Source organism: Streptomyces rapamycinicus NRRL 5491 (assembly GCF_024298965.1).
GTDB lineage: Bacteria > Actinomycetota > Actinomycetes > Streptomycetales > Streptomycetaceae > Streptomyces > Streptomyces rapamycinicus.
Genome location: NZ_CP085193.1, coordinates 3,525,001 through 3,550,477, shown reverse-complemented (window position 1 = coordinate 3,550,477; position 25,477 = coordinate 3,525,001). Strand labels below are relative to the sequence as shown.

Annotated in this window: 22 protein-coding genes and 1 pseudogene; 12 read left to right on the top strand and 11 right to left on the bottom strand. The window is 71.2% G+C overall.

The genetic code is table 11. From position 1 onward, the window contains the following. Positions 1–37: 37 nt before the first annotated feature. On the bottom strand, positions 38–1,123 hold the full coding sequence (gene zapE, locus LIV37_RS14290; protein ID WP_121826048.1) for a cell division protein ZapE: 1,086 nt from the start codon (positions 1,121–1,123) through the stop codon (positions 38–40). A 106-nt stretch (positions 1,124–1,229) separates the two neighbouring features. Here zapE and LIV37_RS14285 point away from each other — a divergent pair, with 106 nt between their 5' ends. The 4 genes from LIV37_RS14285 (at position 1,230) to msrB (ending at position 4,606) form a co-directional block, all read left to right on the top strand. After that, positions 1,230–2,027, top strand: coding sequence for a pyrimidine reductase family protein (locus tag LIV37_RS14285; protein ID WP_020867833.1), 798 nt, complete (start codon positions 1,230–1,232; stop codon positions 2,025–2,027). Positions 2,028–2,102: 75 nt separating this feature from the next. Next, the gene (locus LIV37_RS14280) at positions 2,103–2,579 is read left to right on the top strand and encodes a hypothetical protein (RefSeq protein ID WP_020867832.1); all 477 of its coding nucleotides are present in this window, start codon (positions 2,103–2,105) and stop codon (positions 2,577–2,579) included. 183 nt (positions 2,580–2,762) lie between these two features. Then, complete coding sequence (gene murC / locus LIV37_RS14275; RefSeq protein WP_020867831.1) at positions 2,763–4,184, top strand: UDP-N-acetylmuramate--L-alanine ligase; 1,422 nt, start codon at positions 2,763–2,765, stop codon at positions 4,182–4,184. Positions 4,185–4,198: 14 nt separating this feature from the next. Further along, positions 4,199–4,606 (top strand): peptide-methionine (R)-S-oxide reductase MsrB, encoded by a 408-nt coding sequence (gene msrB, locus LIV37_RS14270; RefSeq protein ID WP_020867829.1) that lies wholly within the window; start codon positions 4,199–4,201, stop codon positions 4,604–4,606. 12 nt (positions 4,607–4,618) lie between these two features. On the opposite strand, the gene treZ is transcribed toward msrB, so the two are convergent. The 4 genes from treZ to LIV37_RS14250 form a co-directional block, all read right to left on the bottom strand. Next, positions 4,619–6,376, bottom strand: a complete 1,758-nt coding sequence (treZ, locus tag LIV37_RS14265) for a malto-oligosyltrehalose trehalohydrolase (RefSeq protein ID WP_020867828.1) — start codon at positions 6,374–6,376, stop codon at positions 4,619–4,621. An 83-nt stretch (positions 6,377–6,459) separates the two neighbouring features. After that, a complete protein-coding gene (locus LIV37_RS14260) occupies positions 6,460–7,368 on the bottom strand; it encodes a GNAT family N-acetyltransferase (protein ID WP_020867827.1) in 909 nt (302 codons plus the stop codon). 322 nt (positions 7,369–7,690) lie between these two features. After that, on the bottom strand, positions 7,691–8,806 hold the full coding sequence (locus LIV37_RS14255) for a lytic polysaccharide monooxygenase (RefSeq protein ID WP_020867826.1): 1,116 nt from the start codon (positions 8,804–8,806) through the stop codon (positions 7,691–7,693). Between the two features lie 200 nt (positions 8,807–9,006). Then, positions 9,007–11,718, bottom strand: coding sequence for an alpha-amylase family glycosyl hydrolase (locus LIV37_RS14250; RefSeq protein WP_020867825.1), 2,712 nt, complete (start codon positions 11,716–11,718; stop codon positions 9,007–9,009). Positions 11,719–11,919: 201 nt separating this feature from the next. On the opposite strand from LIV37_RS14250, the gene LIV37_RS14245 reads away from it, so the two are divergent. The 3 genes from LIV37_RS14245 (at position 11,920) to LIV37_RS14235 (ending at position 14,233) form a co-directional block, all read left to right on the top strand. Beyond that, positions 11,920–12,261, top strand: a complete 342-nt coding sequence (locus LIV37_RS14245) for a PadR family transcriptional regulator (protein ID WP_020867824.1) — start codon at positions 11,920–11,922, stop codon at positions 12,259–12,261. Next, positions 12,258–13,217 carry a hypothetical protein gene (locus tag LIV37_RS14240; RefSeq protein WP_020867823.1) on the top strand — a complete coding sequence of 320 codons (960 nt, stop codon included), beginning with the start codon at positions 12,258–12,260 and terminating at the stop codon, positions 13,215–13,217. Before LIV37_RS14245 ends, LIV37_RS14240 begins: the two co-directional genes overlap by 4 nt. Before the next feature lie 173 nt (positions 13,218–13,390). Then, positions 13,391–14,233, top strand: a complete 843-nt coding sequence (locus LIV37_RS14235) for a phosphatase PAP2 family protein (RefSeq protein ID WP_020867822.1) — start codon at positions 13,391–13,393, stop codon at positions 14,231–14,233. Between the two features lie 14 nt (positions 14,234–14,247). On the opposite strand, the gene glgX is transcribed toward LIV37_RS14235, so the two are convergent. Continuing rightward, positions 14,248–16,392: a glycogen debranching protein GlgX gene (gene glgX, locus LIV37_RS14230; RefSeq protein ID WP_020867821.1), complete on the bottom strand. Its 2,145-nt coding sequence runs from the start codon at positions 16,390–16,392 to the stop codon at positions 14,248–14,250. 243 nt (positions 16,393–16,635) lie between these two features. Here glgX and LIV37_RS14225 point away from each other — a divergent pair, with 243 nt between their 5' ends. The 3 genes from LIV37_RS14225 (at position 16,636) to LIV37_RS14215 (ending at position 20,181) form a co-directional block, all read left to right on the top strand. Next, positions 16,636–17,433 carry a Tat pathway signal sequence domain protein gene (locus LIV37_RS14225; protein ID WP_185057965.1) on the top strand — a complete coding sequence of 266 codons (798 nt, stop codon included), beginning with the start codon at positions 16,636–16,638 and terminating at the stop codon, positions 17,431–17,433. A gap of 79 nt (positions 17,434–17,512) precedes the next feature. After that, the gene (locus LIV37_RS14220) at positions 17,513–18,844 is read left to right on the top strand and encodes a copper amine oxidase (RefSeq protein ID WP_020867819.1); all 1,332 of its coding nucleotides are present in this window, start codon (positions 17,513–17,515) and stop codon (positions 18,842–18,844) included. Positions 18,845–18,933: 89 nt separating this feature from the next. Next, positions 18,934–20,181: an SAV2148 family HEPN domain-containing protein gene (locus LIV37_RS14215; protein WP_020867818.1), complete on the top strand. Its 1,248-nt coding sequence runs from the start codon at positions 18,934–18,936 to the stop codon at positions 20,179–20,181. Between the two features lie 3 nt (positions 20,182–20,184). Here the strand turns inward: LIV37_RS14215 and LIV37_RS14210 are convergent, their stop codons facing one another. Both LIV37_RS14210 and LIV37_RS14205 read right to left on the bottom strand, forming a co-directional pair. Beyond that, a complete protein-coding gene (locus LIV37_RS14210) occupies positions 20,185–21,003 on the bottom strand; it encodes an ABC transporter ATP-binding protein (protein ID WP_020867817.1) in 819 nt (272 codons plus the stop codon). Further along, the gene (locus LIV37_RS14205) at positions 21,000–21,755 is read right to left on the bottom strand and encodes a FadR/GntR family transcriptional regulator (protein ID WP_243146337.1); all 756 of its coding nucleotides are present in this window, start codon (positions 21,753–21,755) and stop codon (positions 21,000–21,002) included. The genes LIV37_RS14210 and LIV37_RS14205 overlap by 4 nt, the downstream gene beginning before the upstream one ends. Before the next feature lie 179 nt (positions 21,756–21,934). Here LIV37_RS14205 and LIV37_RS14200 point away from each other — a divergent pair. Together LIV37_RS14200 and LIV37_RS14195 are read left to right on the top strand one after the other, a co-directional pair. Then, positions 21,935–22,240 (top strand): annotated as a pseudogene (locus LIV37_RS14200) (exonuclease domain-containing protein); the annotation flags it as partial. A 62-nt stretch (positions 22,241–22,302) separates the two neighbouring features. Next, on the top strand, positions 22,303–23,043 hold the full coding sequence (locus LIV37_RS14195; RefSeq protein ID WP_020867814.1) for an exonuclease domain-containing protein: 741 nt from the start codon (positions 22,303–22,305) through the stop codon (positions 23,041–23,043). Here LIV37_RS14195 and LIV37_RS14190 read toward each other — a convergent pair. From LIV37_RS14190 to LIV37_RS14180, 3 genes are all read right to left on the bottom strand, one after another. Beyond that, on the bottom strand, positions 23,040–24,347 hold the full coding sequence (locus LIV37_RS14190) for an MFS transporter (RefSeq protein WP_020867813.1): 1,308 nt from the start codon (positions 24,345–24,347) through the stop codon (positions 23,040–23,042). The two genes, LIV37_RS14195 and LIV37_RS14190, sit on opposite strands and share 4 nt — an antisense overlap. Continuing rightward, a complete protein-coding gene (locus LIV37_RS14185) occupies positions 24,344–24,994 on the bottom strand; it encodes a winged helix-turn-helix domain-containing protein (protein WP_020867812.1) in 651 nt (216 codons plus the stop codon). The genes LIV37_RS14190 and LIV37_RS14185 overlap by 4 nt, the downstream gene beginning before the upstream one ends. A gap of 130 nt (positions 24,995–25,124) precedes the next feature. Then, positions 25,125–25,463 (bottom strand): hypothetical protein, encoded by a 339-nt coding sequence (locus LIV37_RS14180; RefSeq protein WP_020867811.1) that lies wholly within the window; start codon positions 25,461–25,463, stop codon positions 25,125–25,127. Positions 25,464–25,477 lie beyond the last annotated feature (14 nt).

Genomic DNA, 25,477 nt, shown 5'->3' with positions numbered 1-25,477 from the left:
ATTCGATCAGCGATGCGCGAGAACTGTCCGATCCCGATCAGCGTGCGTACGACGCGTCGGCCAGCCCCTTCGCGTCGCGGGCGAGGGCGGTGAGCCGGGATATCGCCCGGAAGTACTTCTTCCGGTAGCCGCCGCTCAGCATTTCCTCGCTGAAGAGCCGGTCGAACGGCATCCCGGAGGCCAGCACCGGCACCTCGCGGTCGTAGAGCCGGTCCGCCAGCACCACCAGCCGCAGCGCGGTGGACTGGTCGGGCACCGGGGCGACCCCGGTCAGGCAGACGGCCTGGACGCCGTCGCACATCGCGCCGTAGCGGCTGGGGTGCACCCGGGACAGGTGGTCAAGCAGGGCGGGGAAGTCGTCCAGGGAGGCGCCGGGGACGTGGTGCGCGGCCCGGGTGACCGTCTCGTCGGAGTGCGGGGCCGGGGCCGCGGGCAGACCGCGGTGGCGGTAGTCCTCGCCGTCGATGCGCAGCGTACGGAAGCGGGCGGACAGCCCCTGTATCTCGCGCAGGAAGTCGGCCGCGGCGAACCGGCCCTCGCCCAGCTTGCCGGGCAGCGTGTTGGACGTCGCGGCGAGTGCCACGCCCGCCTCGACCAGCTTGCCCAGCAGCGTGGAGACCAGGACGGTGTCGCCCGGGTCGTCCAGCTCGAACTCGTCGATGCACAGCAGCCGGTGCCCGCTCAGGGTCTTCACGGTCTGCTGGAAGCCGAGCGCGCCGACCAGGTTCGTCAGCTCCACGAAGGTGCCGAACGCCTTCAGCTCGGGGGCGGCCGGGGTGGCGTGCCACAGGGAGGCCAGCAGATGGGTTTTGCCGACGCCGTAGCCGCCGTCGAGGTACATCCCGCGCGGGCCGCCGCTCGCGGCGGGCTTGGCCGCCCGGCGGAACCAGTGCCTGCGGCGCCCGCCCTTCGCGTCCGCGCCGTCACCGAGCCGTGCGGCGAAGGCTCTCAGCGCCTCGACCGCCTCGGCCTGGCTGGGCTGGCCGGGGTCGGTGATGTAGTTGTCGAAGCTCACGGTGGCGAAGCGGGGCGGCGGCACCATCTCGGCGACCAGACGCTCCGCCGGAACCTGCGGCGCACGGGCGGTGAGGGCTGCGGGGGCTTCGTTGGCTTCGGCGGCTATGCGGCCTGCCGAGCCGGATGCGGTGGTTGGTGCAGACACGGATGTCCAGGGTAGTCGCTCTTCACCCGGCCACTGTCCGAGAGGGAGGCATGTCACACTGCGGCCTATGCGACGCCTGTTCCCCGTGCCTGTCCCCGCACCTGCCGAAACGCCCGCCGCGGACCGCGAATGGGCCCTCGGCGAACTGGCCGACGCCTATGCGTACCCGGAGCCGCCGCACGGCCCCTCCGGCGCCTGGCTGCGGGCCAACATGGTGTCCTCGCTGGACGGTGCGGCCCATCACGACGGCCGGTCGAAGGCCCTGTCCTCCGACGCGGACATGCGGATCTTCGGGGTGCTGCGCGGGCTCGCCGACGCCGTCGTCGTGGGCGCGGAGACCGTGCGCCGCGAGGGCTACCGCCCGGCACGCGCCCGGGAGGCGTTCGCCGAGCGGCGGGCGGCGCTCGGCCAGCCGCCCGCGCCCGCGATCGCCGTCGTGAGCGCGAGCCTGGACCTGGACTTCGCGCAGCCGCTGTTCACCGAGCCGCTGGTCCCGACGATCGTGATCACGGGCGCGACGGCCGCGGAGGAGCGGATCGAAGCGGCCCGTACGGCGGGGGCCGAGGTGGTCTTCGCCGGGGCCGGGCCGTCCGGGCGGGTGGACGCGGCGGCGATCGTGGCCGCGCTCGCGGAACTCGGCAACACCCGGCTGCTCACCGAGGGCGGCCCCACGCTGCTGGCGGAGTTCGCGGCGGCCGGGGTGCTGGACGAGCTGTGTCTGGCGGTGGCCCCCCTGGCCACCGCGGGGGACGCGAAGCGGATCATGAACGGCCCCGTACTGGGGGAACCGGAACGCTTCACTCTCGCTTCCGTTCTGGAGGAAGCCGGGTTTCTTTTCACCCGCTACCGTCGGATTTACCAATAACTCATAAAAACGTCTGTAAACCCGCGAATGGGATCGCGAAGGAGAAGGGCATCCGCCGTGTTCACGAGCGTATTGATGATTGAGAAGCCCCTGACCCCCGCCGACGTTGAATTCGTCACCACCCTGCACGGCGATGATCCGGTCTCCTTCGTCGTCCTGATGCAGCCCCGGGGCAGCAAGGACCGGCTGCTGCGCGCGATCGACGACATCGCCCTCGGCGAGCTGGAACAGGCCGCCCAGGAGGGGGACGAGCCGGAGGGCAAGGAGGCGCTGGCCCCCGCCGAGCAGGCGCTGACCCACTCGGTGGCGGCGCTCGAGGCGGCCGGGAGCCGGGCCCGGGGCCATGTCGTCCAGCGCCGTCCGCTGGAGGTGCTGCGCGGGGTGGTGGAGGAGACCCGGGCCGATGAGGTGATCGTGCTCACCGCCCCGCACTTCGTGGAGGAGTTCTTCCACCGGGACTGGGCCTCGCGGGCGCGCCACAAGGTGGGGGTTCCGGTGTTGAAGCTCTTCGCGCACGCGGTGGACGAGGACCAGCCCTCGGCCGGCGGCTGAGCCCCGGCCCCGGCCCCGGTCCGGGCGGCCATCGGCTCAGTCCCGGTCCCGGCCCTGGCCCCGGTGGCCATCGGTCGAGCCCCGACCCCGACCTCGGCCCCGTCCGGCCATCGGCGGGGCGGGCCGCCGGGGGTGCGAGAATCGGGCCGACAGCACACACCGCGAACCAGGGGAGACCCGTACATGGCACCGGCCGGCACCGCCTCCGACACGCTGGATCGACCGCACTTCATCGGCATCGGCGGCGCCGGGATGTCGGGCGTGGCGAAGGTCCTCGCCATGCGCGGGGCGCGGGTCTCGGGCAGCGACACCAAGGACTCGCCGATCGTCGGGGCGCTGCGTGAGCTCGGCGCGACGGTGCACATCGGCCACTCCGCCGGGAACCTCGCAGACGACGCCACCAGCGTCGTCGTCTCCAGCGCCATCCGCGACGACAACCTGGAGCTGGTCACGGCGCGGGAGCGCGGCATCCCGGTGGTGCACCGCTCCGACGCGCTCGCCGCGCTGATGGACGGCTCCCGGCCGATCGCCGTCGCGGGCACCCACGGCAAGACGACCACGACCTCGATGCTGGCCGTCTCGCTGCGCACCCTCGGCCTGGACCCGTCGTACGTCATCGGCGGCGATCTGGACGCCCCCGGCTCCAGCGCCCTCCACGGCGAGGGCGAGATCTTCGTCGCCGAGGCCGACGAGAGCGACCGCAGCTTCCACAAGTACGCGCCCGAGGTGGCGATCATCCTCAATGTGGAGCTCGACCACCACGCCAACTACGCCTCGATGGACGAGATCTACGAGTCGTATCAGACCTTCGTCGGCCGGGTCCGGCCCGGCGGCACCCTGGTGGTCTCCGCCGACCACCCCGGCGCCCGTGAGCTGACCGCCCGGGTCGGCGGGCGCGACGGCCTGCGGGTGCTCACCTACGGCGCGGACGCGGGCGCGGACGTGCGAGTCCTGGCCATCGAGGCGCACGGGCTGACCAGCGAGGTCACCGTCCGGCTCGCGGAGTCCCTGGGCGGTGCGGAGCTCACCTTCACCGTCTCCGTCCCCGGCCGCCACTACGCGCTCAACGCCGTGGCCGCCCTCACCGCGGGCGCCGCCCTCGACGTCCCGGCCGCCGAACTGGCCCCCGCCCTCGCCTCGTACACGGGCGTCAAGCGGCGGCTCCAGCTCAAGGGCACCGCGGCCGGGGTGCAGGTGATCGACTCCTACGCCCACCACCCCACCGAGATCGCCGCGGACCTCGAGGCGATCCGCGGCGGCGCCGGGGAGGGCCGGGTGCTGGTGGTCTTCCAGCCGCATCTGTTCAGCCGCACCCAGGAGCTGGGCACCGAGATGGGCGAGGCGCTCGCGCTCGCCGACGCCTCCGTGGTCCTGGACATCTACCCCGCCCGGGAGGACCCGGTACCCGGCGTCACCAGCGCTCTGATCATCGACGCCGCGGCCCGCCACGGGGCGGATGTGACCGCCGAGCACGACCGGAACGCGGTGCCCGAGCTGATCGCCGGAATGGCGAAGCCCGGTGACCTTGTTCTCACCATGGGCGCCGGCGATGTGACGGACCTCGGTCCGGAGATCCTCGCCCGTCTGCAGAGCCCGGAGAACTGAGGAGGTCCGTCCCCATGGCGTACGAGATCGACAAGCCGGAGGAGCAGTGGCGAGCGGAGCTGACTCCGCAGGAGTACCACGTGCTGCGGGAGGCCGGCACCGAGCGTGCCTTCACTGGTGAGTACACCGATTCCAAGACGGTCGGCGTCTACTCGTGCCGGGCGTGCGGGGCGGAGCTGTTCCGCTCGGAGACGAAGTTCGAGAGCCACTGTGGCTGGCCGTCGTTCTACGACCCGGCGGACAGCTCGGCCGTCGAACTGATCGAGGACCGCTCGCACGGCATGGTCCGCACCGAGGTGCGGTGCACCCGCTGTGGTTCGCATCTCGGCCATGTCTTCTCGGGCGAGGGCTACCCCACCCCGACCGACCAGCGGTACTGCATCAACTCCATCTCGCTGCGGCTGAGCCCCGAGGAGAGCTGAGCCTCGCGCTCCCTATCGTGAGCCGCAGCGCAGCACGGCGGCGGTCTCGGGCGGCAGTCTCAGCATGCCGTCCGGGCCCGGCAGCTCGATCCGCCGCCAGGCGGCCACCACCTCGGTGACCTCGCCGGTCCGGGGCCCGAGCCAGGTCTTGACCGGCCGGTCGCCCGGGTTGAGCAGGACCCGCAGCGGGCCGCGCTGAAAGCTGAAGCAGCCGTCCGAACCGGAGGACAGGCCCGTGTACGACCAGGTCGGGTCGGTCAGGGCCGGTTCGGCGCGGCGCAGCGCGATCAACCGGCGGTACCAGTCGAGCAGCGCCCGGTGCGGCTCCCGCTCCGGTTCCCGCCAGTCGAGGCAGGACCGCAGCCGGGTGGCCGGGTCCTGGGGGTCGGGCACGTCCCCCGCCGCCCAGCCGTGGGCGGCGAATTCCCGGCGGCGGCCGGACCGCACCGCCTCGGCCAGCTCCGGATCCTGGTGGTCGGTGAAGTACTGCCAGGGCGTGCGGGCGCCCCACTCCTCGCCCATGAAGAGCATCGGGGTGAAGGGCGCGCACAGCACCACGGCCGCCGCGCAGGCCAGCAGCCCGGGGGAGAGCCGGGCGGAGAGCCGGTCGCCGACCGCGCGGTTGCCCACCTGGTCATGGGTCTGGGCGTAGCCGAGCAGCCGGTGCGCGGGGGTGGTGTGGGTGTTCAGCGGACTGCCGTGGCGGCGGCCCCGGAACGCCGAATGGGTGCCGTCGTGGAAGAAGCCGCCCATCAGCGTCTTGACCAGGGCCCCGGGCCCCTCGGCGGCGAAGTCGGCGTAGTAGCCCTGCCGCTCACCGGTGAGGAATGTGTGCAGGGCGTGATGGAAGTCGTCGTTCCACTGTGCGTGCAGACCGTGGCCGCCCGCCTCGCGCGGGAGGGTGGTGCGCGGATCGTTGAGGTCCGACTCGCCGATGAGGAACAGCGGACGGCCGGTGCGGGCGGCCAGCGCGTCCACGGCGGCCGACAGCTCGGCCAGGAAGTGCCGGGCCCGGGTGTCGCGCAGCGCGTGCACCGCGTCCAGCCGCAGCCCGTCCAGCCGGAAGTCGCGCAGCCAGGCGAGCGCGCTGCCGAGGAAGTACGCGCGCACCTCGTCGGAGCCGGGCGCGTCGAGGTTGACCGCCGCGCCCCAGGGGGTGTGGTGGGTTTCGGTGAAGTACGGGCCGAAGGCCGGGAGGTGGTTCCCGGAGGGGCCCAGATGGTTGTGGACCACATCGAGGACCACGCCGAGGCCGTGCCCGTGTGCGGCGTCCACGAAGCGCGCCAGCCCCTCCGGCCCGCCGTACGGCTCGTGCACCGCCCAGGGCGCCACCCCGTCGTAACCCCAGCCGTGGGTCCCGGGGAACGGGCAGACGGGCATCAGCTGCACATGGGTGATGCCCAACTCGGCCAGGTGCGGCAGCTGTTCGGCCGCCGCGTCGAAGGTGCCCTCATGGGTGAAGGTGCCGATGTGCAGCTCGTAGAGGACCGCGCCCGGCAGTGGCCGCCCGAACCACTCCCGCTCCCAGCGGAAGCGGGAGTGGTCGACCACCGCGCTCAGCCCCTCCGGGCCGTCCGGCTGGCGGCGGGAGCGCGGATCGGGGAGCGGCGGGCCGTCGTCGAGCGCGAAACCGTACCGCGTGCCGGGCCCGGCCCCGGCCTCGGCCCGCCACCACCCGGCGCGGCCCGGGTCGGGCTCCATGGGGCGGTCCCGCCCGTCCACATGGAGCCCGACCCGCTCGGCGTGCGGCGCCCACACCTCGAACAGCACTGGCGTCTCCTCACCTCGACCTGGCTACGGTCCTCGACCATGCTGCGGGACGCGGCGCCGACGGCGCAGCAGGGCGACAGCGGTCAGACGAGGTCGATGCGCTCCTGGGTGATGGGATACCCCGCCCTGGCGAAGTGCGCGGCCATGGGGAGGTTGGGCTGGTCCGTCGCCGCCGCGATCTTCGTGGCCCCCTGCTCCACCAGATCGTGGGTGCACTCCACGAGCAGGTCGTACGCGTAGCCGTGGCCGCGCTGCTCGGCGACGACCCCTATGTAGCCCACGCAGAGCCCGCCCGGATTGCGCGCGGGCACCTGGATGCCGACCAGCTCCCCTCCGGGCGTCCAGGCCAGCTGCCACCACTCGCGCGGCGACGGGAACCAGGTGAGGATGTCCATGAGCTCCCGCACCGCGGCATCGACACCTCCCCGGGCGATGGCGCGCCGGTCGTGCGCGTCGAGCGTGTCCGGCATGATGCGGCGCAGCGCGTCCTCGATCGCCGCGTCATCGGGCTCCGGCCGGAACTCCAGCCGCCCCGGGCGCTCGGGCAGTCCGCAATCCGGCGTCCACTCATAGCGGTAGCGCTCGACCAGCGGGGTGAGCCCGCCCGCCACGGCGGCGTCGATACGGGCCTGGGCGGCGGCCCGCACCTTGGGCTGATCGCGCCAGCCGGGCGGGGCCAGCAGGGTGTACTCGGTGCGCAGCGGTGCGGTGCGCAGCAGTTCGGCGGCGGCGTCGGCCTCGCCCTCGGCGAAGTCGAACCAGTCCAGCGCGACGGGCGCGGAGTCCTCCGGCCCGGCCCACCACGCGGCGCGGGCCACTACCCGCCCCTCGCGCAGTGCCACCCAGGTCCAGTCGGGGCGGTACTCGCCGCCCTGGCCGACGGTGGCATAGGTGTGGCCGAGGGTGCCCCGGCCGACGAGCGAGGGGACCTGTAGGTCATGGAACAGATGGGCGTCGCCCTCGGTGAGGGGACGGATGACCAGATCGGTCATGGAATTCCTTCCAGGAGAGTGCTGCGCTCCCGGTCGGATGCCTGATCGAACGATGTGTGATCAGACGCGGGTACGCCCGGTGGACAGGGGGCGGGAGCGCGGAAACGTCGTGATGTCCATTGCTCTCGCCTCCTTCCTTGATCAAGGGCGTGCTCGCACTCTAGGGGCCCCGATGTCTCCGTGTCCACGCGATATTTCCCGGGCGGGGCCGGTCTGCCGCCCGCGAGGGGGAAGGAGCGGCAGACCGGCGCGCGGGATGAGGTGCACCTGACAGATCAATGAGCGGGTCGGAGCACCTGCGTGGACCGGTGTGAGACGCAGACTAGTGCACCATGCAGATCGGCGCGGCCGTTGTGTCCGGAGAGCCGCCACCAGCGGTATAGCCGAAGGTCGTCGACGCCCCGGTGGCCAGTGAACCGTTCCAGTCGGAGTTGGTGACCGATGCCGAGGAACCGGTGGTGCTCAGCTTGCCGTTCCAGACGCTGTCGATCCGCTGCCCGGACGGCACCGTCCAGTCGACCATCCACGAGGAGATGGGCGTGGCACCGGAGTTGGAGACCGTCACCTCGGCCTGGTAGCCGCCGTTCCAGGTGCTGGTCACCTTCTGGGTGGCGGCACAGGAGGCCGTCGGCGGGTTGCCCGGCGGGTCCGTGGGATCGCTGCCACCGCCACCGCTGCTTGCGCCCGGGACCGTCACCTCGCCGTTGCCGCCGTCGAAGACCACGTCGGAGCAGCTGTAGAAGGTCTCCTGGCTGTCCGAGCGGGTCCACACGGTGTAGATGATGTGGCGTCCGCTCTTGCCGGAGGGCAGATTGGCCGTCCAGGTGTACTTGCCGTCCACCGTGCCGACCTGACCGGACAGCGGCGGGTCCGTCACCGTGTTGAACGGCTGGTCCTCCAGGTCGTTCCAGGTGAGCGGCTTGGTCGGGTCGATCGGGCTCTTGGTGACATAGCTGCGGAACGACCCCGGGTGCGCGGCCCAGGCGTTGTACGAGAACTGCATCGACTTGCCGGACGTCAGATGGGTCACCGGCCAGTCCTTGCTGCCCAGGTCGAAGCCGGAGAAGTCATAGACGGTGGCCGCGCCGCTGCACAGCTTGCCGTCCGGGATGAACCCCTTGGTGCGGCCCGCGCCGTCCGAGCGGAGCACCGCGAACCAGTTGTAGAACGGCGTCGCACCGCTCTTGTCGTACGCGGCCTTGCACGCCGGGTTGGTCGGCTTGACCTCACCGGTCGAGGACAGGCTGTACTTCCAGCAGAGATAGGTGCGGCTGCCCGGCGCCATCGGTGCGCCGTGTGCGGAGGCGCTGCCGCCGGAGAAGAAGACAAGGCCCAGGGCGGGCAGGACCGCGAGCAGGACCAGGAGTACGGACCTGCGCGCGCGGGAGCCGCCCGGAGGGCGTGCGGATGAGGCGAGTGCCAGTGATCGTCGAGGCATTGCGCGTGCTTTCCCTTCGACGTGAACGGGTCAGGAACCGTCGGCGTGGGAGCGCTCCCAATTTCTTGGTGAACGTAGCGCGCCCCGGGGCAGCTGTAAATGCTTCAGGACGTGAAGGCCGCAGGCTTTCTGGCGAGCCGTCAGGCAGAGTGGTGGACGGACCGTTCCGGTGGGCCCGGACGGGCCGCTCCGGTGGCCCGTCAGATCCGGACCAGCAGCGCCACCGGAAGCCGGGACAGCAGCTCGTCCAGCGCCGCCGGGCCCTCGGCGGTCCGCCCGGTCAGCAGGTCCCGCCAGCGGCCCGGTGGCAGCGGCAGCCGGGTGGTGCCCCAGCCGCCCGCCTCCGCCAGCCGCCGCGACAGCCGGGTGACCACGGTGACGGCGCCGCCGTGCGTGCCGTCCGTGTCGTTGTTCGTCCTTAAGAAGGCCACGCAGTGCTCGGCGGAAGTACCGGAGGCGAGCAGCGGCGTATACGTACTCCCGGGGCCGAACCACTCCGGATGCTCTCGGCGCAGGTTCAGTGCCGCCCGGGTGAGCAGCAGCTTTTCGGCCGACGGGCCGTCCGCCGGTTCGCCGCCCAGCTCGGGCGGGCGGCGGTTGTCCGGGTCGACCAGGGCCTTATAGACGTGTTCGGTGCCCATATAGAGGTCGGGAACGCCCGGCATGGTGAGCTGGAGCAGGGCGGCGCCGAGCGCGTTGGCCCGCGCCGGACCGTCGAGTTCGGCGCCGATCGCGGCCCACGCCGACGGGTCCGCCGCGCAGGGCCCGGCCTCCAGGAAGGCGGTCACCTTCGCCTCGTATGCCGCGTTCCGCTCCGTCCACGTCGTCCGCAGCCCCGCCTCGCGCACCGCCTTGAGCACGGCCGGGACCAGCCGTTCGGCGTCCCCGTGGCCCAGCGCGAGCGCGGTCTGCCAGGCCGTCCAGGCCAGATGGGGATCGGGAGCGGGGGCCGAGCGTGCCAGCTCCTCCACCGTCCGCCCCCACCAGCCAGGGCATTCGGTGAGCGCCGCGAGCCGGGCCCGGGCGTCGGCACTGCGCTTGGTGTCATGCGTGGAGAGCACCGTGCCGGTGGCGGGCCAGTCGCGCAGCAGCCGGGCCGCGAAGGCGTGGAACTCCTCCGGGGCCACGGCCGGCCGCCCCGGATCGCCGCCCACCTCGGCGGCCGACAGCAGCGGGGCGTAGCGGTAGAAGGCGGTGTCCTCGACCGACTTGGCACGCAGCGCGGCCGCCGTCTGGGCGAAGCGGGCGCAGAAGTCGCGTACGTCCGGACCGTCCCCGAGCCCGCCCAGCGCCGCGTCCCGCACCACCCGCACCGCCTGGGCCTCCTGCGCCACCGTGAACGCCTCCCGGGCGCCCGCCGCCGCCGAGCGCAGCATCACCGCGTCGGCGTCCGTCGCGGGCGGGCCGCCCCCGGCGGCGTACGGACGGTAGACCGGCAGCCGCACCAGCAGCTCCCGGATCGCCGTGCGCAGCGCCCAGGGCGCGTGGTCGCGCAGCCGGGGGTCGGCCGCGCAGATGCGGGATGCGGTGCGGGTCAGCCGTTCCACCTCGGCGGCCAGCTCATGCGTGACCACCTCATGGGCGGCGCGGCGGACCGTGGCGGCCCAGTCGCCGCCCAGGTCGGCCGGGGGAGCGGCGAAGGCGCGGTAGAGGGCGGTCAGCTTCTCCAGACCGTCCGGGTCGACGAAGAGCCCGTCGAGGTGGTGCAGCGCGTCATAGCCGGTGGTCCCGGCGACCGGCCAGGTGGCGGGCAGCCGCTCGTCCCGGGCGAGGATCTTCTCGACGACGGTCCAGCGGGCGCCGCCGCCTTCGGACGCTGTCCACCGGCCGATGTCGCCGTCTGGTGCGCCCCAACGGCCGCCGCCTTCTGGCGCGATCCGCCGCTCGCCACTGCCTTCTGGCGCGATGCGCCGCTCGCCACTGCCTTCTGGCGCGATGCGCCGCTCGCCACTGCCTTCTGGCGCGATGCGCCGCTCGCCACTGCCTTCTGGCGCGATGCGCCGCTCGCCACTGCCTTCTGGCGCGATGCGCCGCCCGCCCCCGCCTTCTGGCGTGTTCCCCAGGCCGCCCCCGCCCTCCGGCACGGCTCGCCGCCCGCCTCCGCCTTCCCCCTCTCCCGTCGCCGCCCGCACCGCCCCGTCCAGCCGCCGCAGATACCCCTCCGGGTCGGCGAGCCCGTCCGGATGGTCGATCCGCAGCCCCTCCACGACCCCGTCCCGCACCAGCTCCAGCAGCGTGGCATGGGTCGCCGCGAACACCTCCGGGTCCTCCACCCGCACCGCGATCAGCTCGGAGATGGTGAAGAACCGCCGGTAGTTGAGCTCGGTGCGGGCCAGCCGCCACCAGCCGAGCCGGTACCACTGGGCGTCCAGCAGCTCGGCGAGCGGCAGCCCCTCGGTGCCGGGACGCAGCGGGAAGGCGTGGTCGTAGTAGCGCAGCGTCCCGTTCTCGACCCGCAGCCGGTTCCACTCCTCGCCGAGCGGACCGCCGAGCACCGGCAGCAGCACCTTGCCGCCGTGGGCCCGCCAGTCGATGTCGAACCACCGCGCGTACGGCGACTCCGGGCCCTCCCGCAGCACCTCCCACAGCGGGGCGTTGAGCCGCTCGGGGGCGGGGGCGGCCATATGGTTCGGCACGATGTCGACGATCAGCCCGAGGCCGTGCGCCCGCGCCGTCCGGGCGAGTGTGCGCAGCCCCTCCTCGCCGCCCAGTTCGGCCCGGACGGCGGAGTGGTCCACCACGTCATAGCCGTGGGTGGAGCCGGGCACCGCCTCCAGCACGGGGGACAGATGCAGATGGGAGACGCCGAGCGAGGCCAGATACGGCACCGCTCGCTCCGCCGCCGCGAAGGGGAAGGCGGGCTGGAGCTGGAGGCGATAGGTGGCGGTGGGTGTGCCGGGGTCAGCCGTCATATGAACGTACGTACCCACCCGACGCGCCCCACCACAAAAAGGACATCTACCTGAGGGTTTCGATGACCCTTCGGGGTGAAGGCGTCAACGGGACGATGGGGTCGTTGGAGGAGTGGGAAGCGGCTGCTCGAGTGCGGGCGACGCCCGGGCCGCCCGGCACCTCTTGCGGATATATATCGAGCCTCGATATATTCTCGATGCATGACGCGAAAGAATCCGTCTCTGACAGAGCCGCAGTTCTTCATCCTCGCCGCGCTCATGGACGGGCCGTTGCACGGCTACGGCATCATCAAGGCCGCAGAGACGGCCACTGACGGGCGGCTCCGGATCGCCGTCGGCACGCTCTACGGCGCGCTGGAGCGGATGGAACGGGCCGGTCTGGTGGCCGCCGACCACGAGGAGATGGTGGACGGGCGGGCGCGGCGGTACTACCGGCTGACCGAGGACGGCACCGAGTTGCTCGGCCAGGAGGCGCTGCGGATGCAGCAGGCGGCGGCTTTCGTCATCGGACGCTCACGGAATCGTGGGGTGGCGGAGGCATGAACCGTCTCCTGCTCGCGGCCTACCCCGCGTCCTACCGTTCCCGGCAGGGAGACGAGTTGCTGGCCTGTCTGGCCGAGGCGTATCCCGGCCGCGCCTGGCCTCCGCCACGGGAGATCGTGCCGTTGGTGCGCGGCGGGTTGGGGGCCCGCGCCCGTGCCGTCGTGGACGACACGGCACGGCCGTGGTGGCTGGACGGCGTTCATCTGGCGGCCCTCGCCCTCGCCGTGTTGGCACTCGTGCCGTACCTCCAGGACGTATGGCACTGGACCCTGCACATCGATCCCGGCCAGCAGGCCATCGCGTTCCACTTCTCCGGCTGGTACCCGTGGGCGGAAGGGCCCGGTACGAAGACGCGGCTGCTGCCCTACGGGCTGCTGCCGCTGGTCTGCCTGGTCGCCCTGGGGCGCGGCAAGGCGTGGATCGCGCTGCCGGCCGCGGCGGCGATGGTCTACGCCGGTGCCACTTTCCGCAGCTCCACCCTCTTCGGCCACGAAGGCAAGTACGGGCTGGGCTATTACGGGCTGGGCTCCCCGATCACGGCCCATGACCTGGCGCTGTCGGTGACGCTGTGCATCGCGTGCGCCGTGCTGGCGGTCTGTCGTACTGGCCGGCTGCGGCGTCATTCGTTCCGCTGGCTGGTGCCCGTGGTGCTCGCCATGTTCGTGGCCGGGAGCCTCCAGCTGACCGCTGTCAGTCCGGCCTTCCAGCGCGGCCTGTTCACCCTCGAAGTCGCCGCGTTGATCGCCGCGTGGGCGGCGACGGCCGCCACCGGCGACCGCCGGTGGCTGATTCCCGTCGCGGCCGTCGCGTTCATCCGTACGCAGGCGATCGTCGCCCGGCCGGACGGGTTCATGAATTCCCTGCCGACGCTGGTGGTCCTCGTCCTCCTGATCGCACCTCTTCCGGCTCTGGCGATCGCCGCTCAGCGCAGGCAGGACCATTCGCTCGCCGGATAGCGGACCAGCACCGGGCACGAGGCACACGAAGAAGGAAAGCGATGACTCAACACGACGGCTCGACCCTGCCCGCACACCGCCCGGACACCTCCGGCCAGACCCCGGAAGTCCGCGCCGTATCCGGCCCTTCGAGTACAAACGTATCCGGCCCTTCGAGTACAAAACGGCCGTGGATGCCGCCTCTGCTGTACGCCCTTGGACTCCTGGCGATGTACCTGTTCGCCGTCTACACCCCGGTCGGACAGCGGGCCGAGAACGGGATCTTCAACAGTTCGGAGGCCGGCTCGCTGGATGCGTGGTTCTACCCCTTGTCGGGATCGGAGTTGGACTCGACGCCTATGCCGCCGATGGGACAGAGCGCCGAGCCCACTCTGATGGTGGGTCTGGCCGTCCTCGTGGTCCTCGCCCTGGTGGGACGGTACTGGTGGCGGGGGTGCGCGGCGCTCGCGATCGTCGTTCTCACCGCCGGGGGCGGCGAGGTGCTTCACAAGGTCCTGCCCCGCCCCGACCTGGTGAACGCCCCCGAGAATCTCGTATTCCAGGGCTTCCCCAGCGGGCACGCGACCGTCCCCGCCGCGCTGACCCTCGCCGCCGTCCTCGTCGTCGCTCCCCGCATCCGCCCCTACGTCGCCGCGATCGGTGTGCTGTGGCTCGCCTGCACCGCCTCCGTCTCCGCCACCATGGGCGGCCACCGGCCCAGCGACGTGCTCGGGGCCACCCTGATCGCCTGCACCTGCTCCGCCCTCGCGACCTGGCTGGTGCCGCTGCTGCCGCGCGCCGCCGCACCAGATGTCATGCCGATCCCCCGTGCGCTGCCCGCCGTCGTCCTGGCTCTGTCGGCGGCCCTCGCCCTCGTCTGCGGCGCACGGGACGACTCCCTCACACGGTCACTGACCTCCGGGGCGACGGGGTTCGTGTGCGTGGCCCTGGTCTGGTACGCCGCGGTGATACTGCCCTCGCGGCTCGCGCAGACCGCCGGCCGCGCCCCTCGGCCCAGGCGGGCCCCGGACCTATAAGCGGACACCAGCCCCTAGGCCGGCCGTTGCAGCACCATCAGGCTGCGGTCCACCAGGGTCAGGCGGTCGCCCGCCGCCACTTTCGAGCCGCTGCCCGGCTCCACGCCCTCCGGTACCGCCGTGTCCACGATGAGCTGCCACTGCTTGCCGTGGTCGATGGGCACGACGAAGTCCAGTGGCTCGTGGTGGGCGTTGAACAGCAGCAGGAACGAGTCGTCGGTGATCCGTTCACCGCGCGCCCCCGGTTCGGAGATCGCGCTGCCGTTGAGGAAGACCGCGAGGGACTTGGCGTGCGCCGCCTGCCAGTCGCGCGGGGTCATCTCCTCTCCCTCATGGGTGAACCAGGCGATGTCCGACAGCTCGTCATGGGTGCCCTCCACCGGCCGTCCGTGGAAAAAGCGGCGGCGCCGGAAGACGGGGTGGTCGCGGCGCAGCCACACCAGTGAGCGGGCGAAGCGCAGCAGTTCCAGCGCCGAGCGGTCCTCCCCCTCGCCGTCCTGCCCCTTGGCGTGATCCGGCCAGCGCACCCAGGACACCTCGTTGTCCTGGCAGTACGCGTTGTTGTTGCCGCCCTGGGTGCGGCCGAACTCATCGCCGTGGCTGAGCATCGGCACGCCCTGGGAGAGCATCAGGGTGGCGATGAAGTTGCGCATCTGGCGCTGGCGCAGCGTCCGCACCGCCGGGTCGTCGGTCTCGCCCTCGACGCCGCAGTTCCAGGACCGGTTGTAGCTCTCGCCGTCCTGGTTGGACTCGCCGTTGGCCTCGTTGTGCTTCTCGTCGTAGCTCACCAGGTCGCGCAGGGTGAAGCCGTCATGGCAGGTGACGAAGTTGACCGAGGCCAGCGGGCGCCGCCCGTCGCCCTGGTAGAGGTCGGAGGAGCCGGTCAGCCGGGAGGCGAACTCGGCCAGCGTCCTCGGCTCACCGCGCCACAGGTCCCGCACGGTATCCCGGAACTTGCCGTTCCATTCGGTCCACAGGGGCGGGAAGTTGCCGACCTGATAGCCGCCCTCGCCGACGTCCCAGGGCTCGGCGATCAGCTTCACCTGGCTCACCACCGGATCCTGCTGGACCAGGTCGAAGAACGACGACAGCCGGTCCACCTCGTGGAACTGCCGGGCCAGCGTCGCCGCCAGATCGAAGCGGAAGCCGTCCACATGCATCTCGGTCACCCAGTAGCGCAGCGAGTCCATGATCAGCTGGAGCACGTGCGGGGACCGCATCAGCAGGGAGTTCCCGGTGCCGGTGGTGTCCATGTAGTACCGGCGGTCCTCGGTCAGCCGGTAGTACGAGGCGTTGTCCAGGCCCCGGAAGGAGAGCGTGGGGCCCAGGTGGTTGCCCTCGGCCGTGTGGTTGTAGACCACGTCCAGGATGACCTCGATGCCCGCCTGGTGCAGCGCCCGGACGGCCGATTTGAACTCCAGCACCTGCTGGCCCCGGTCGCCCCAGGAGGCGTAGGCGTTGTGCGGGGCGAAGAAGCCGATGGTGTTGTAGCCCCAGTAGTTGGTCAGCCCCTCGTCGGTCAGCCGGTGGTCGTGGACGAACTGGTGTACGGGCATCAGTTCCAGCGTGGTCACGCCCAGCTCGGTCAGGTGTTCGATGATCGCCGGATGGGCGAGCGCCGCGTAGGTCCCGCGCAGCTCCTCCGGCAGCCGGGGATGGCGCATGGTCAGCCCCTTGACATGCGCCTCGTAGATGACCATGCGGTGGTAGTCGGTGCGCGGCGGACGGTCGTCGCCCCAGTCGAAGTACGGATTGACCACGACCGACGCCATGGTGTGCGGGGCGGAGTCGAGGTCATTGCGCTTGTCGGGCCGCCCGAAGTGGTAGCCGTAGACCTCCTCGCCCCAGTCGATCCGCCCGCTGATCGCCTTGGCGTACGGATCCAGCAGGAGCTTGGCGGAATTGCAGCGGTGGCCGAGTTCCGGTTCGTACGGGCCATGGGCCCGGAAGCCGTAGCGCTGCCCCGGCATGATCCCCGGCAGATAGGCGTGGCGCACGAACGCGTCGGACTCCCGCAGCTCGACCGCCGTCTCCGAGCCGTCGTCGTGCAGGAGGCACAGCTCGATGCGGACAGCGGCCTCGGAGAACACCGCGAAGTTGGTTCCGGCGCCGTCGTAGGTGGCGCCAAGGGGATAAGCCTGTCCCGGCCAGACCTGCATACGTCGACTCTTCCACTTCTTCTCCGGGGGCCGCGAGTACCCCAGGCACCGGACGGAACATGACCGACCCTGCATCCTTTCCCAACTGGCCGGAGGCATCCGCTCTTTCGGCGGAACTTCCTCAAAAGTGAGGCAACCTACGGCCATATCGGTTCGTCCTACCGGGTGACCCGGAGGCATACGCGTATCCCGCTATGCACTCCGATAAGACGACAGGGGGGAATGGGGGAGGATGTGCGCAAGATGATGCACCGCCACCTGGGCAAGGTGGTGGCCGGCGCGGCCGTGGCGATCACCGCCACGGCGGTCATGGTCGGGGTGACGCTCCCGGGGAGCGCGTCCGGCGAGGAGGGCTCGGGTGGGGGACCGCAGAGCTCCTCGGCGGAGCAGGGCCAGGCGGCCCGGCAGCAGCCCGGAGTGGTGGAAGAGGCGCCCGAGCAGGGCAAGACCGGCAGCGGCCGCGATCCGCTGACCGACGACGAGATGAAGCGCGCCCAGAGCCTCGCGGCCGGGCGCGACTTCCGTATGAGCAGCGAGGACGTCAAGGGCGCCAAGGGCCCCGAGCGGCTCTCCACCGACCTCGCGGAGCTGAGCCCCGAAGAGGTGGGGGCCGCCGACCCGCCGCGCCGCGCCGAGGTGACGTACTACGACTACAAGGACGACACCTACGTCACCAAGACGGTCGACCTCGGCAACGGCAAGGTCACCGGCACCGACACCCAGCGCGGGGTGCAGCCGCCGCCCAACCGCGACGAGGTGATGGAGGCCGCGCGGCTGCTGATGGCCGACCAGCTGGGCGAGGGGCTGAAGAAGGACTTCAAGGACGCCACCGGCAAGGCGCTGACCCGACCGGACCAGCTGACCGTCACCGGCTTCGTCTACCGCGCGGGCGAGGGCAGCAACCCCGGTCCGGCCTCGGTCCAGGACTGCGGCAAGCACCGCTGCGTACGGCTGTTCACCCGGGTGGTGAACGGTCCCTGGATCGACGCCCGGCAGATGGTGGTCGACCTGAGCGCCCACAAGGTCTCCAAGCTCGCCTGACGGCCGGCGGGTGACGGCCGAAGCGCCCGGCATACCGGCGCTTCGCAACCCCTCGACGCTTCATTACAGGAGTCTCCCCATGCCTGACAGCAGGCTCCGCCGCGCCCGTGCCCGGGTCGCGGCGGCCATCGGCGCCTCGGCGCTGCTCGGCACCGTGGCGATCGCCGCCGGGCCGGTCGGCAGCGCCCAGGCGGCCCCGCGGACCGCTGCCGCGGCGGATTGCAGCGCCCCGTACAGAATCGAGCAGAAGCTCGACGGCGGCACCGTCTGGCGGATGTGCTGGCACTACGAGAGCAAGGCCGGTCTCGTGCTCGACGACGTCTCGTACCAGCCCAAGGGCGAAAGCGCCCCGATCAAGGTGCTGACCTCGGCGAAGCTGGGCCAGATCCATGTGCCCTACGACGACGGCAGCAATGAGTACGACGACCTCACCGGGCAGGACTTCGCCCAGGGGCTGCAGCAGCTGGATCCGGCCGAGTGCCCCGGCGGCACCATCAAGACCGTGCGGGTGCCCGACGCCTGGGACCCCGACCACCCGAATGTGAAGGGCCTGTGCGCCACCACCCGGGCCCGCGGCCACGCCTACCGCATGGGCGAGGGCGGCTTCGGGGCGGGCAGCGAGAACAAGGTCTACCAGCTCCAGGGCAAGGACCTGCTGCTCTACACCGTCAACCAGGTCGGCTGGTACGAGTACATCACCGAGTGGCGGTTCGCCGGTGACGGCACCATGACCATGCAGGTCGGCGCCACCGGCACGCTCTCCCCGATGGACTACGACGCGGGCGACGGCCGCGGCTGGCCCATCGGCAAGGGCGCCAAGGACTACGCCACCAGCCACGCGCACAACGTCTTCTGGCGGCTGAACTTCGGGCTGGACGGCTCGCCCAAGAGCAAGGTCGAGCAGTACGACTCCAAGACCACCGCGGCCTCCGGGCGGATCCCGAAGACCAAGACCACCCGCACCAAGGTCACCAAGGAGCTGGCGGGCGACGCGGCGGCGGCGCGGTGGTGGCGCGTGGTCAGCGCGGCGGGCAAGAACAAGGACGGCCATCCGCGCAGCTACGAGATCGTTCCCGGCCACACCACCAAGTACCAGGGGCGTAGTTTCACCAAACACGACGTCTACTTCACCGAGTACAACAAGTGTGAGCAGTTCGCCAGCAACAATCTGCGCAATTGCGGCGCCGGTGCCGGTAAGAGCGTCGACAAGTGGGTCAACGGGCAGACCCTCAAGCACCCCATCGTGTGGGTCAACATCGGGTTCCATCACATCGCCCGGGATGAGGACCAGGAGCCGATGCCGCTGCACTGGCAGGGCTTCCAGCTGTCCCCGCGGGACGTCACCGCTATGAATCCCCTCACGCCGCCTGCACTGTCCGGACACAACGGCCATACAGAAGAGGAACGTTGACCTGATAGGCAGGACCTGAGTGTCGCACCGCCCCCGCCAGCGCAGTAGTCTGCGGTGATCGTTGGACGGGGGCGGAAGGCGGTGCACAGGTGAGCTCGGGCGGGCTGGAGCTGCCCCCCGGTGACGGAGGTCCCGGGGGTGACGGCTCCACCGACGCACCTCCCGGCGCGGTGTCCGTGGTGCGGCCGATGGAGATCGGAGCGGAACTGGACTGGGGCGCCGAAGCCTGGAGCGAGGTGCGCACACGCGCACGCCGGGCCGGGCGGGCCTATATCTGGCTCAACCTCGTGGAACAGCGGCTGCGCGCCGTCGTCAGCGCCGTGCTGCGGCCCATCTACGAACCGGTCCACGGCGAGGACTGGGTCATCGCCGCCGCCGGCCCCGCCGGGCAGGAGTGGGTGCAGCGCGCGGTCGCCGTACGGGAGGTCAGCCGGCGCAAGGGCTATCTGCTCGACCCGGCCGACGACAATGTCGTCAGCTTCCTGACCCTGCCGCAGCTGCGGGAGCTCCTCGTCCAGCACTGGCCGTGCTTCGAGCCGTACCTCGACGACCGCCGTGAGGTGGAGCTGGCCCTGGACGAGCTGGAGGTCTCCCGCAATGTGGTCTCCCGCAACCGCGCCCTGTCCGAGACGGTCCTCGCCCAGGCCGAGCGGGCCTCCGCCCGGCTGCTGGAGATCCTCGGCAGCGGTACCGGCTCCCCCTCCGCCGACCGGCTGCCCATCGACGCCGTCGAGGACCTCGTAGGCGACCGCTACGCCGACGTCGTGGGCGTCCATTCCGACCGGGTGCGGCTCCAGCGCCAGCTGCCCGCCGAGGACCTCTTCGGCAGCGCCCGCCGCCTCGACGCCGTCGGCATCGGGCTCAACCTCCTGGTCCAGAACTACTCGGGCCGCCGGCTGGTCCGGCTGGCCGAATCCGGCTGCCGGGCCCGGCTGCTCTTCCTCAACCCGGCGAGCAGCGCGGTGCGGCGGCGGGAGCGCGAGCTCGGCCTGAAGAAGGGCGAGATGAGCCGCTCGGTGGAGATGAACATCCTCCATATGCGGCGGGTGCGGGCCCGGCTGCGGGACCCGGACGCGTTCGAGATCCATGTCTTCGACGAGACACCCCGCTTCACCGCCTACCTGGTCAACGGCGACGGCGCGGACGGCCTCGCCGTCGTCCAGTCGTATCTGCGCAAGGCCCGGGGCATGGAGGCCCCGGTCCTGGTGCTGCGCGGCGGCGGACGGGGCCGCGAGGTCGTCCGCGAGGGGGCGGCCGAGGAGGGTGAGGGCGGGCTCTTCGGCACCTACCGCGAGGAGTTCGAGAGCGTCTGGGCGGACTCCCGGCCGGTGTCCTGACCCTTAGGAGCCGCTGCCCTGGTACGGCGGGCGCAGGGCCCGGGCGGCCCATCGGCCGTCGGTGCGGCTGATGTGCACCGGGTAGTCGAAGCACTTGGTGATGTGGTCCGTGGTCACCACCTCGTCCACCGCGCCGGACGCCAGGCACTCCCCGGTGCGCAGCAGCATGGCGTGGGTGGTGCTGGCGGGCAGCTCCTCCAGGTGGTGGGTGACCAGGACCGTGGCCAGTCCGGGGTGGTCCCGGCGCAGGGTGTCCAGGCTCTCCAGCAGCTGCTCACGGGCGGCCAGATCCAGACCGGTGGCCGGTTCGTCGAGCAGCAGCAGCCGGGGGAGGGGCATCAGCGCCCGGGCGATCAGCACCCGGCCGCGCTGGCCCTGCGACAGGGTCGGCCAGCGCGCGTCCAGCTTCCCGCCCATGCCCAGGGTGGTCAGCAGCCGGTCGGCCCGGTCGCGCTGATCGGGGCTGGGGCGGTGGCGGGGGACCGGCTCCACGGTGTTGGTCAGCCCGGTGAGCACCACGTCCCGCACCCGCAGCGGGGAGCGCAGCGGATGCCGGGGATCCACATGCCCCACGAACGACCGCAGCTCCCGCAGATCCACCCGCCCCAGCGTGCGGCCGAGGACCTCCACCGTGCCGCGTGTGGGGTGCACCAGCGCGCCCGCCAGGCTGAGCAGGGTGGACTTGCCCGCGCCGTTGGAGCCGAGCAGCGCCCAGTGCTCGCCCTGGTGGACGGTGAGCGAGATCGAGCGCAGCAGCGGGGTGCCGTCGCGCACCACATCCACCTCGCGCAGCCTGAGTACGGGGACGGCCGGGGCGGTCACGGGGCCGCCACCTCCTTTTCGCTGTTGTCGCTTCCGAGTTCGCTTGTGTCGCCGTCGCCGTCGCCGTCGCCGTCGCCGTCGCCGTCGCCGTCGAAGAGTTCCATGACGGCCTCGAGGTGGGAGACCGTGGCCGCGATCGCGGTGTCGGCGTCCCCGCGCGCCAGCCCGTCCAGCAGTTCGGCGTGGGCGCACGACACATCGGGCAGGGCGGGCTCGTGGCCGACCATCTCCACCAGTGCCTCGCGCAGCACCGGCAGGACGGAGGTGAACAGGCCGAGCAGCACGGCGTTCCCGGACATTTCCACCACGGTCCGGTGGAAGGCCAGATCGGCGTCCACGAAGGTGGCCGGATCGCCTCCGGCCCGCTCCTCGCGCAGTGCGAGATGGTCCCGCAGCCGCCCGATGTCCTCGGGGCGGATGCGCCCGGCGGCCAGCCGGGCGGCCTCGACCTCGAGGGCGCGGCGCACCTCGTACACCTCGCGCAGCCGGGCCCGGCGCAGCAGCCGCCGCATATCGCCCTCCCCGCCGGGAGCCGGGGGCCGCGCGGCGTAGGTGCCCGAGCCGTGGCGCACCTCGACCAGCCCGTCATGGGCCAGCAGGCGTACGGCCTCCCGCACCGAGGAGCGGCCGACGCCCAGTTCGGCGGCGAGCGCCACCTCGTTGGGCAACCGCTCACCGGGGAGCCAGCGGCCCTCGGTGAGCATCGCGCGCAGGGCGCTCTCGACCCGTGGCACCACGGGTCCGTGCCGCAAGAGTGCCGTCCGCGCCGCCACCGCGCCGCCTCTCCCTGATCGATCATCCGAGGACGGCGGGGACTCTAACACAGAGTCCTCAGACGTCTGAGGACTCGGTCCGGCGCACCGGCCGTTGTCAGTGGTGCATGGGAAGGTGGTGCACACATGGGGGAAGTACGACAAAGGGAGGGGCGGCCATGGGCTGGCACAGGGGGCTGCTGATCGGATTCGACCTGGAGACGACGGGCACCGATCCGCGCACGGCACGGATCGTGACGGCGGCCGTGGTCGAGGTGAGGGGCGGGGAGCCGGTCGGGCGCCGCGAATGGCTGGCCGACCCCCAAGTGCCCATCCCCGAGGACGCCGTGGCGGTGCACGGGATCACCGGTGAGCGGGCGGCGGCGGACGGCAGGCCCGGGCGCGAGGTGGTCGAGGAGGTCGCCGAGGTGCTGGTGACCCACTGGCGGGCCGGCGCCCCGGTGGTGGCGTACAACGCGGCGTTTTATCCACGCACTTCGAGTACGTCTCAGGTGTTTCAGGGTGGTCTGGTGGGTGGTGTCCTGTGATGAGCTGGACCAGCGGGACGTTGGTGGCCTTCGACTTGGAGACCACGGGAACCGACATCGAGACCGACCGGATCGTCACCGCTGCCGTCGTGGCTGTGGACGCGGATGAACGACCACCGGAGGCTCGGACATGGCTGCTCGACCCGGGGGTGACCATCCCGCGGCAGGCTTCGGCCATCCATGGCATCTCCACGGAACACGCCCGCAGGCACGGGGTTGCGGCGGCTCCCGCGATCGACGAAATCACATCGGCTGTCGCTGAAGTGCTGAACTCGGGGACTCCGCTGGTGGTGATGAACGCGCGGTACGACCTCTCGCTCCTCGACCGTGAGTGCCGACGCCATGGCATAGAGCCGTTGGTCAAGCGGTTGCGTGGAGGGACATCGCCTGTCATCGACCCTTTGGTCCTGGACAAGCACGTGGACCAATACAGGAAGGGGTCACGGAATCTCCAGGCGCTCTGCGAGCACTACGGTGTGCCGCTCAACGACGCGCACAACGCTGTTGCGGATGCGGTGGCCGCAGCGCGTGCGGCGCGATCCATGGGCATCAAGCATTCGGTCATAGGAACGCTGGGGCCTGCGGAGCTGCACGATCTACAGGTTCGTGCGGCGGCCGAGCAGGCTGTCTCTCTCCAGAGGTATCTGCGTCGTACCTCGGATGTGACTGCCTACGTCGAGCCGGCATGGCCGATCGTCCCGTTCAGCCGCGAGGAAATAGGTCCTCTGACGCGAGGCTAGCCGGACGAGGGCGAGGAGGCGGATGGCGATGGTGCGCCGTGTGCTGGCTCCAGCGGAGTATCGGGCAACTCGCGGATACGTGGTACCGGCGAAGGCAGTACCCAGACCAGGCACATCACGGCCCCGGCCGTTGCGATCCACAGGGTCGGACGTAGCCCGATAGCCGTGCCGAGTGCTCCTCCCGCGAGCGCGCCCAGCGGGCGCATGCCGTGGGTGAGGGTGCGGTAGGCCCCATTGACGCGGGCACGCAGGGAGTGGGGGATCAGGGCTGTCTGGAGTGAGCCCAGCGAGATGTCGACAATCATCGCGCCCACGCACGAGCCGAATTCGGCGAGGAAGAGGAGGCTGAGGACGAGGGGCTCCGGGCCGTCTGCGAGGGGTACGAGCAGTAGCGGGACCGGGAAGGCTGCGAAGCCGACGATGACGGTGGGCCCGACGCCGACGTGGCGCACGAGACGGCCGGTGAGGGCGGCACCGATCAGCCCGCCGATCGCGCCGACTCCGAGGACCGATCCCAGCACGCCTGCGCTCAGGCCGAGTTCGGTAGTGGCGTAGAGCACGAAGAGCGTGTGAAAAATGAAATTGAAGAACTGAACCGTGGCGGATCCGGCGAACGTGGCGCGCATGACGCGCGAGCGGAGGATCCACCGCAGGCCTGCGGTGAAGTGCCCTTTCGAGGGAGGCGCGGCCGACGGTTCGGCGGGGGTTATGCGGGCCAGACAGCAGGCGGAGGCCAGATAGGTCACCGCGTCAGCGAGGAGCGCGAGCGGCGCGGTGAACAACTGGACGAGGAGACCGCCGACACTGGGACCCGCAACGAACGACATGGCCCGGCTTCCGTTGACGAGGGAGTTGCCCTCGATATAGCGCTCGGCGGGGATGAGCGAGACGAACAGGATGGTGTTGCAGACGTCGAAGAGGACGGTCAGCGCGCCGATCCCCAAGGCGACCGCGTAGAGCTGCGTGAAGGTGAGTGCGTCCAGGGCGTACGCGATGGGAACCGACGCGATGAGCAGGGCCCGCGCGAGGTCCGTGACGATCATTACGCGACGGCGATGCGCTCTGCTGTCGGCCCAGGCGCCTGCGGGCAGAGAGAGCAGCAGGGCTGGCATCAGCTGGGCCGTGGCGAGCCAGCCCATCTGGGCGGCGTCGGCGTGGAGGGCGAGGACGGCGACGAGAGGGAGGGCGATCTGGGATATCTGGTCGCCGACCAGGGAGATGCTCTGGCCGGTCCAGTAACGGCGAAAGGAGCGCTTGCGCAGTAGGTCGGGGACGGCCGCGGATAAGCGGCCCGAGGTCGTCATCGCGGGCCGCCCGCGCTGTCCGGCGGGGTGGAAGTCTCCTCGTTGCCTGCGAGCCGTTGCGGCAAGGGAAAGGCGGCCCGGATGATCTGGACAAGCCGCACGCCTTGGGGGCGGGCGGCCGGGTCGCCCTGCCGGTCCTCGTACGGGCGCAGCAGACCGTCGAGTTTTTCGGCGAGGTCGGCGAGTTCTCCCGCCGTCAGGTAGAGAACCTGGTCGCCGATGTGCTCGGCCTCCTGCCACTCGCGTGGCAGATCGTGGCGCTCTTCGATGGCGCGGGTCATCAGCTCGAAGTAGCGCTCGGCGACCGCCGTTTCCAGTGCCCTGCTGGCCTCCGCGACGGCAGGATCTTCGGAGTAGTTGGGCCACTGGGTGAAGCGCGTTGTGGCCCGCCAGGGTTTCTCGCGGCCCTGACCACCCGGTGCGACCTCGACCAGCCCGTACTTGGCGAGCATCCGCAGGTGGTACGAGCAACTGGCGACGGATTCGCCGATGAGCTCGGCCGCGCGGGTCGCGGTGAAGGGGCCTTCGGTGCGGAGCAGGCCGACCAGGCGCATGCGGGTGGGATGGGCGTAGGCGCGCAGGGCGCGGGGGTCGGTGAGCCGGGTCGTGCGGGCCCGGGTTGGCTCGTCCTTCTGACTGTTCGACACGTTGTAAAGGTACCTTTAGAAAGGTTCCTTTACAACGGCCACTCTGCGCCACCCTCGCTCGGCACTGGGGTCTGCTGTGGCCTGTCGTTGGCGCTGCGAGAAGAGTGTCCGGCGGTCTGCGAGAGCCGGACTAACGTCGGTCGATGCGGGTCACCCGGTCATGGTGGCTTGGGGCTTGAGAGAGGCGTTGGTTCTCAACTGTGAGGAATTGGACCTGCTGTGCGAGGACGTTGATTGAGGACCGGAGCTCCCGCACCTCGCGCGCGTGCTCCTGGCGAAGCTCACGTTCGGCCGCCTTCAGAGACTGGACCTCCTGCCGGAGGGATGCCGGGAGTGCGGCTGCATATTCTCGTTCGGCTACGAGGTTTCGGAACTTGTCCACGACCTCGGGGCAGCGGTACGCGCTGGCCCTGCTGACGCCGGCTTCGGCTGCCAGGGAGGCGACGGTGAGCGAACCGTCACTACGCATGGGTTCTCCTCTGA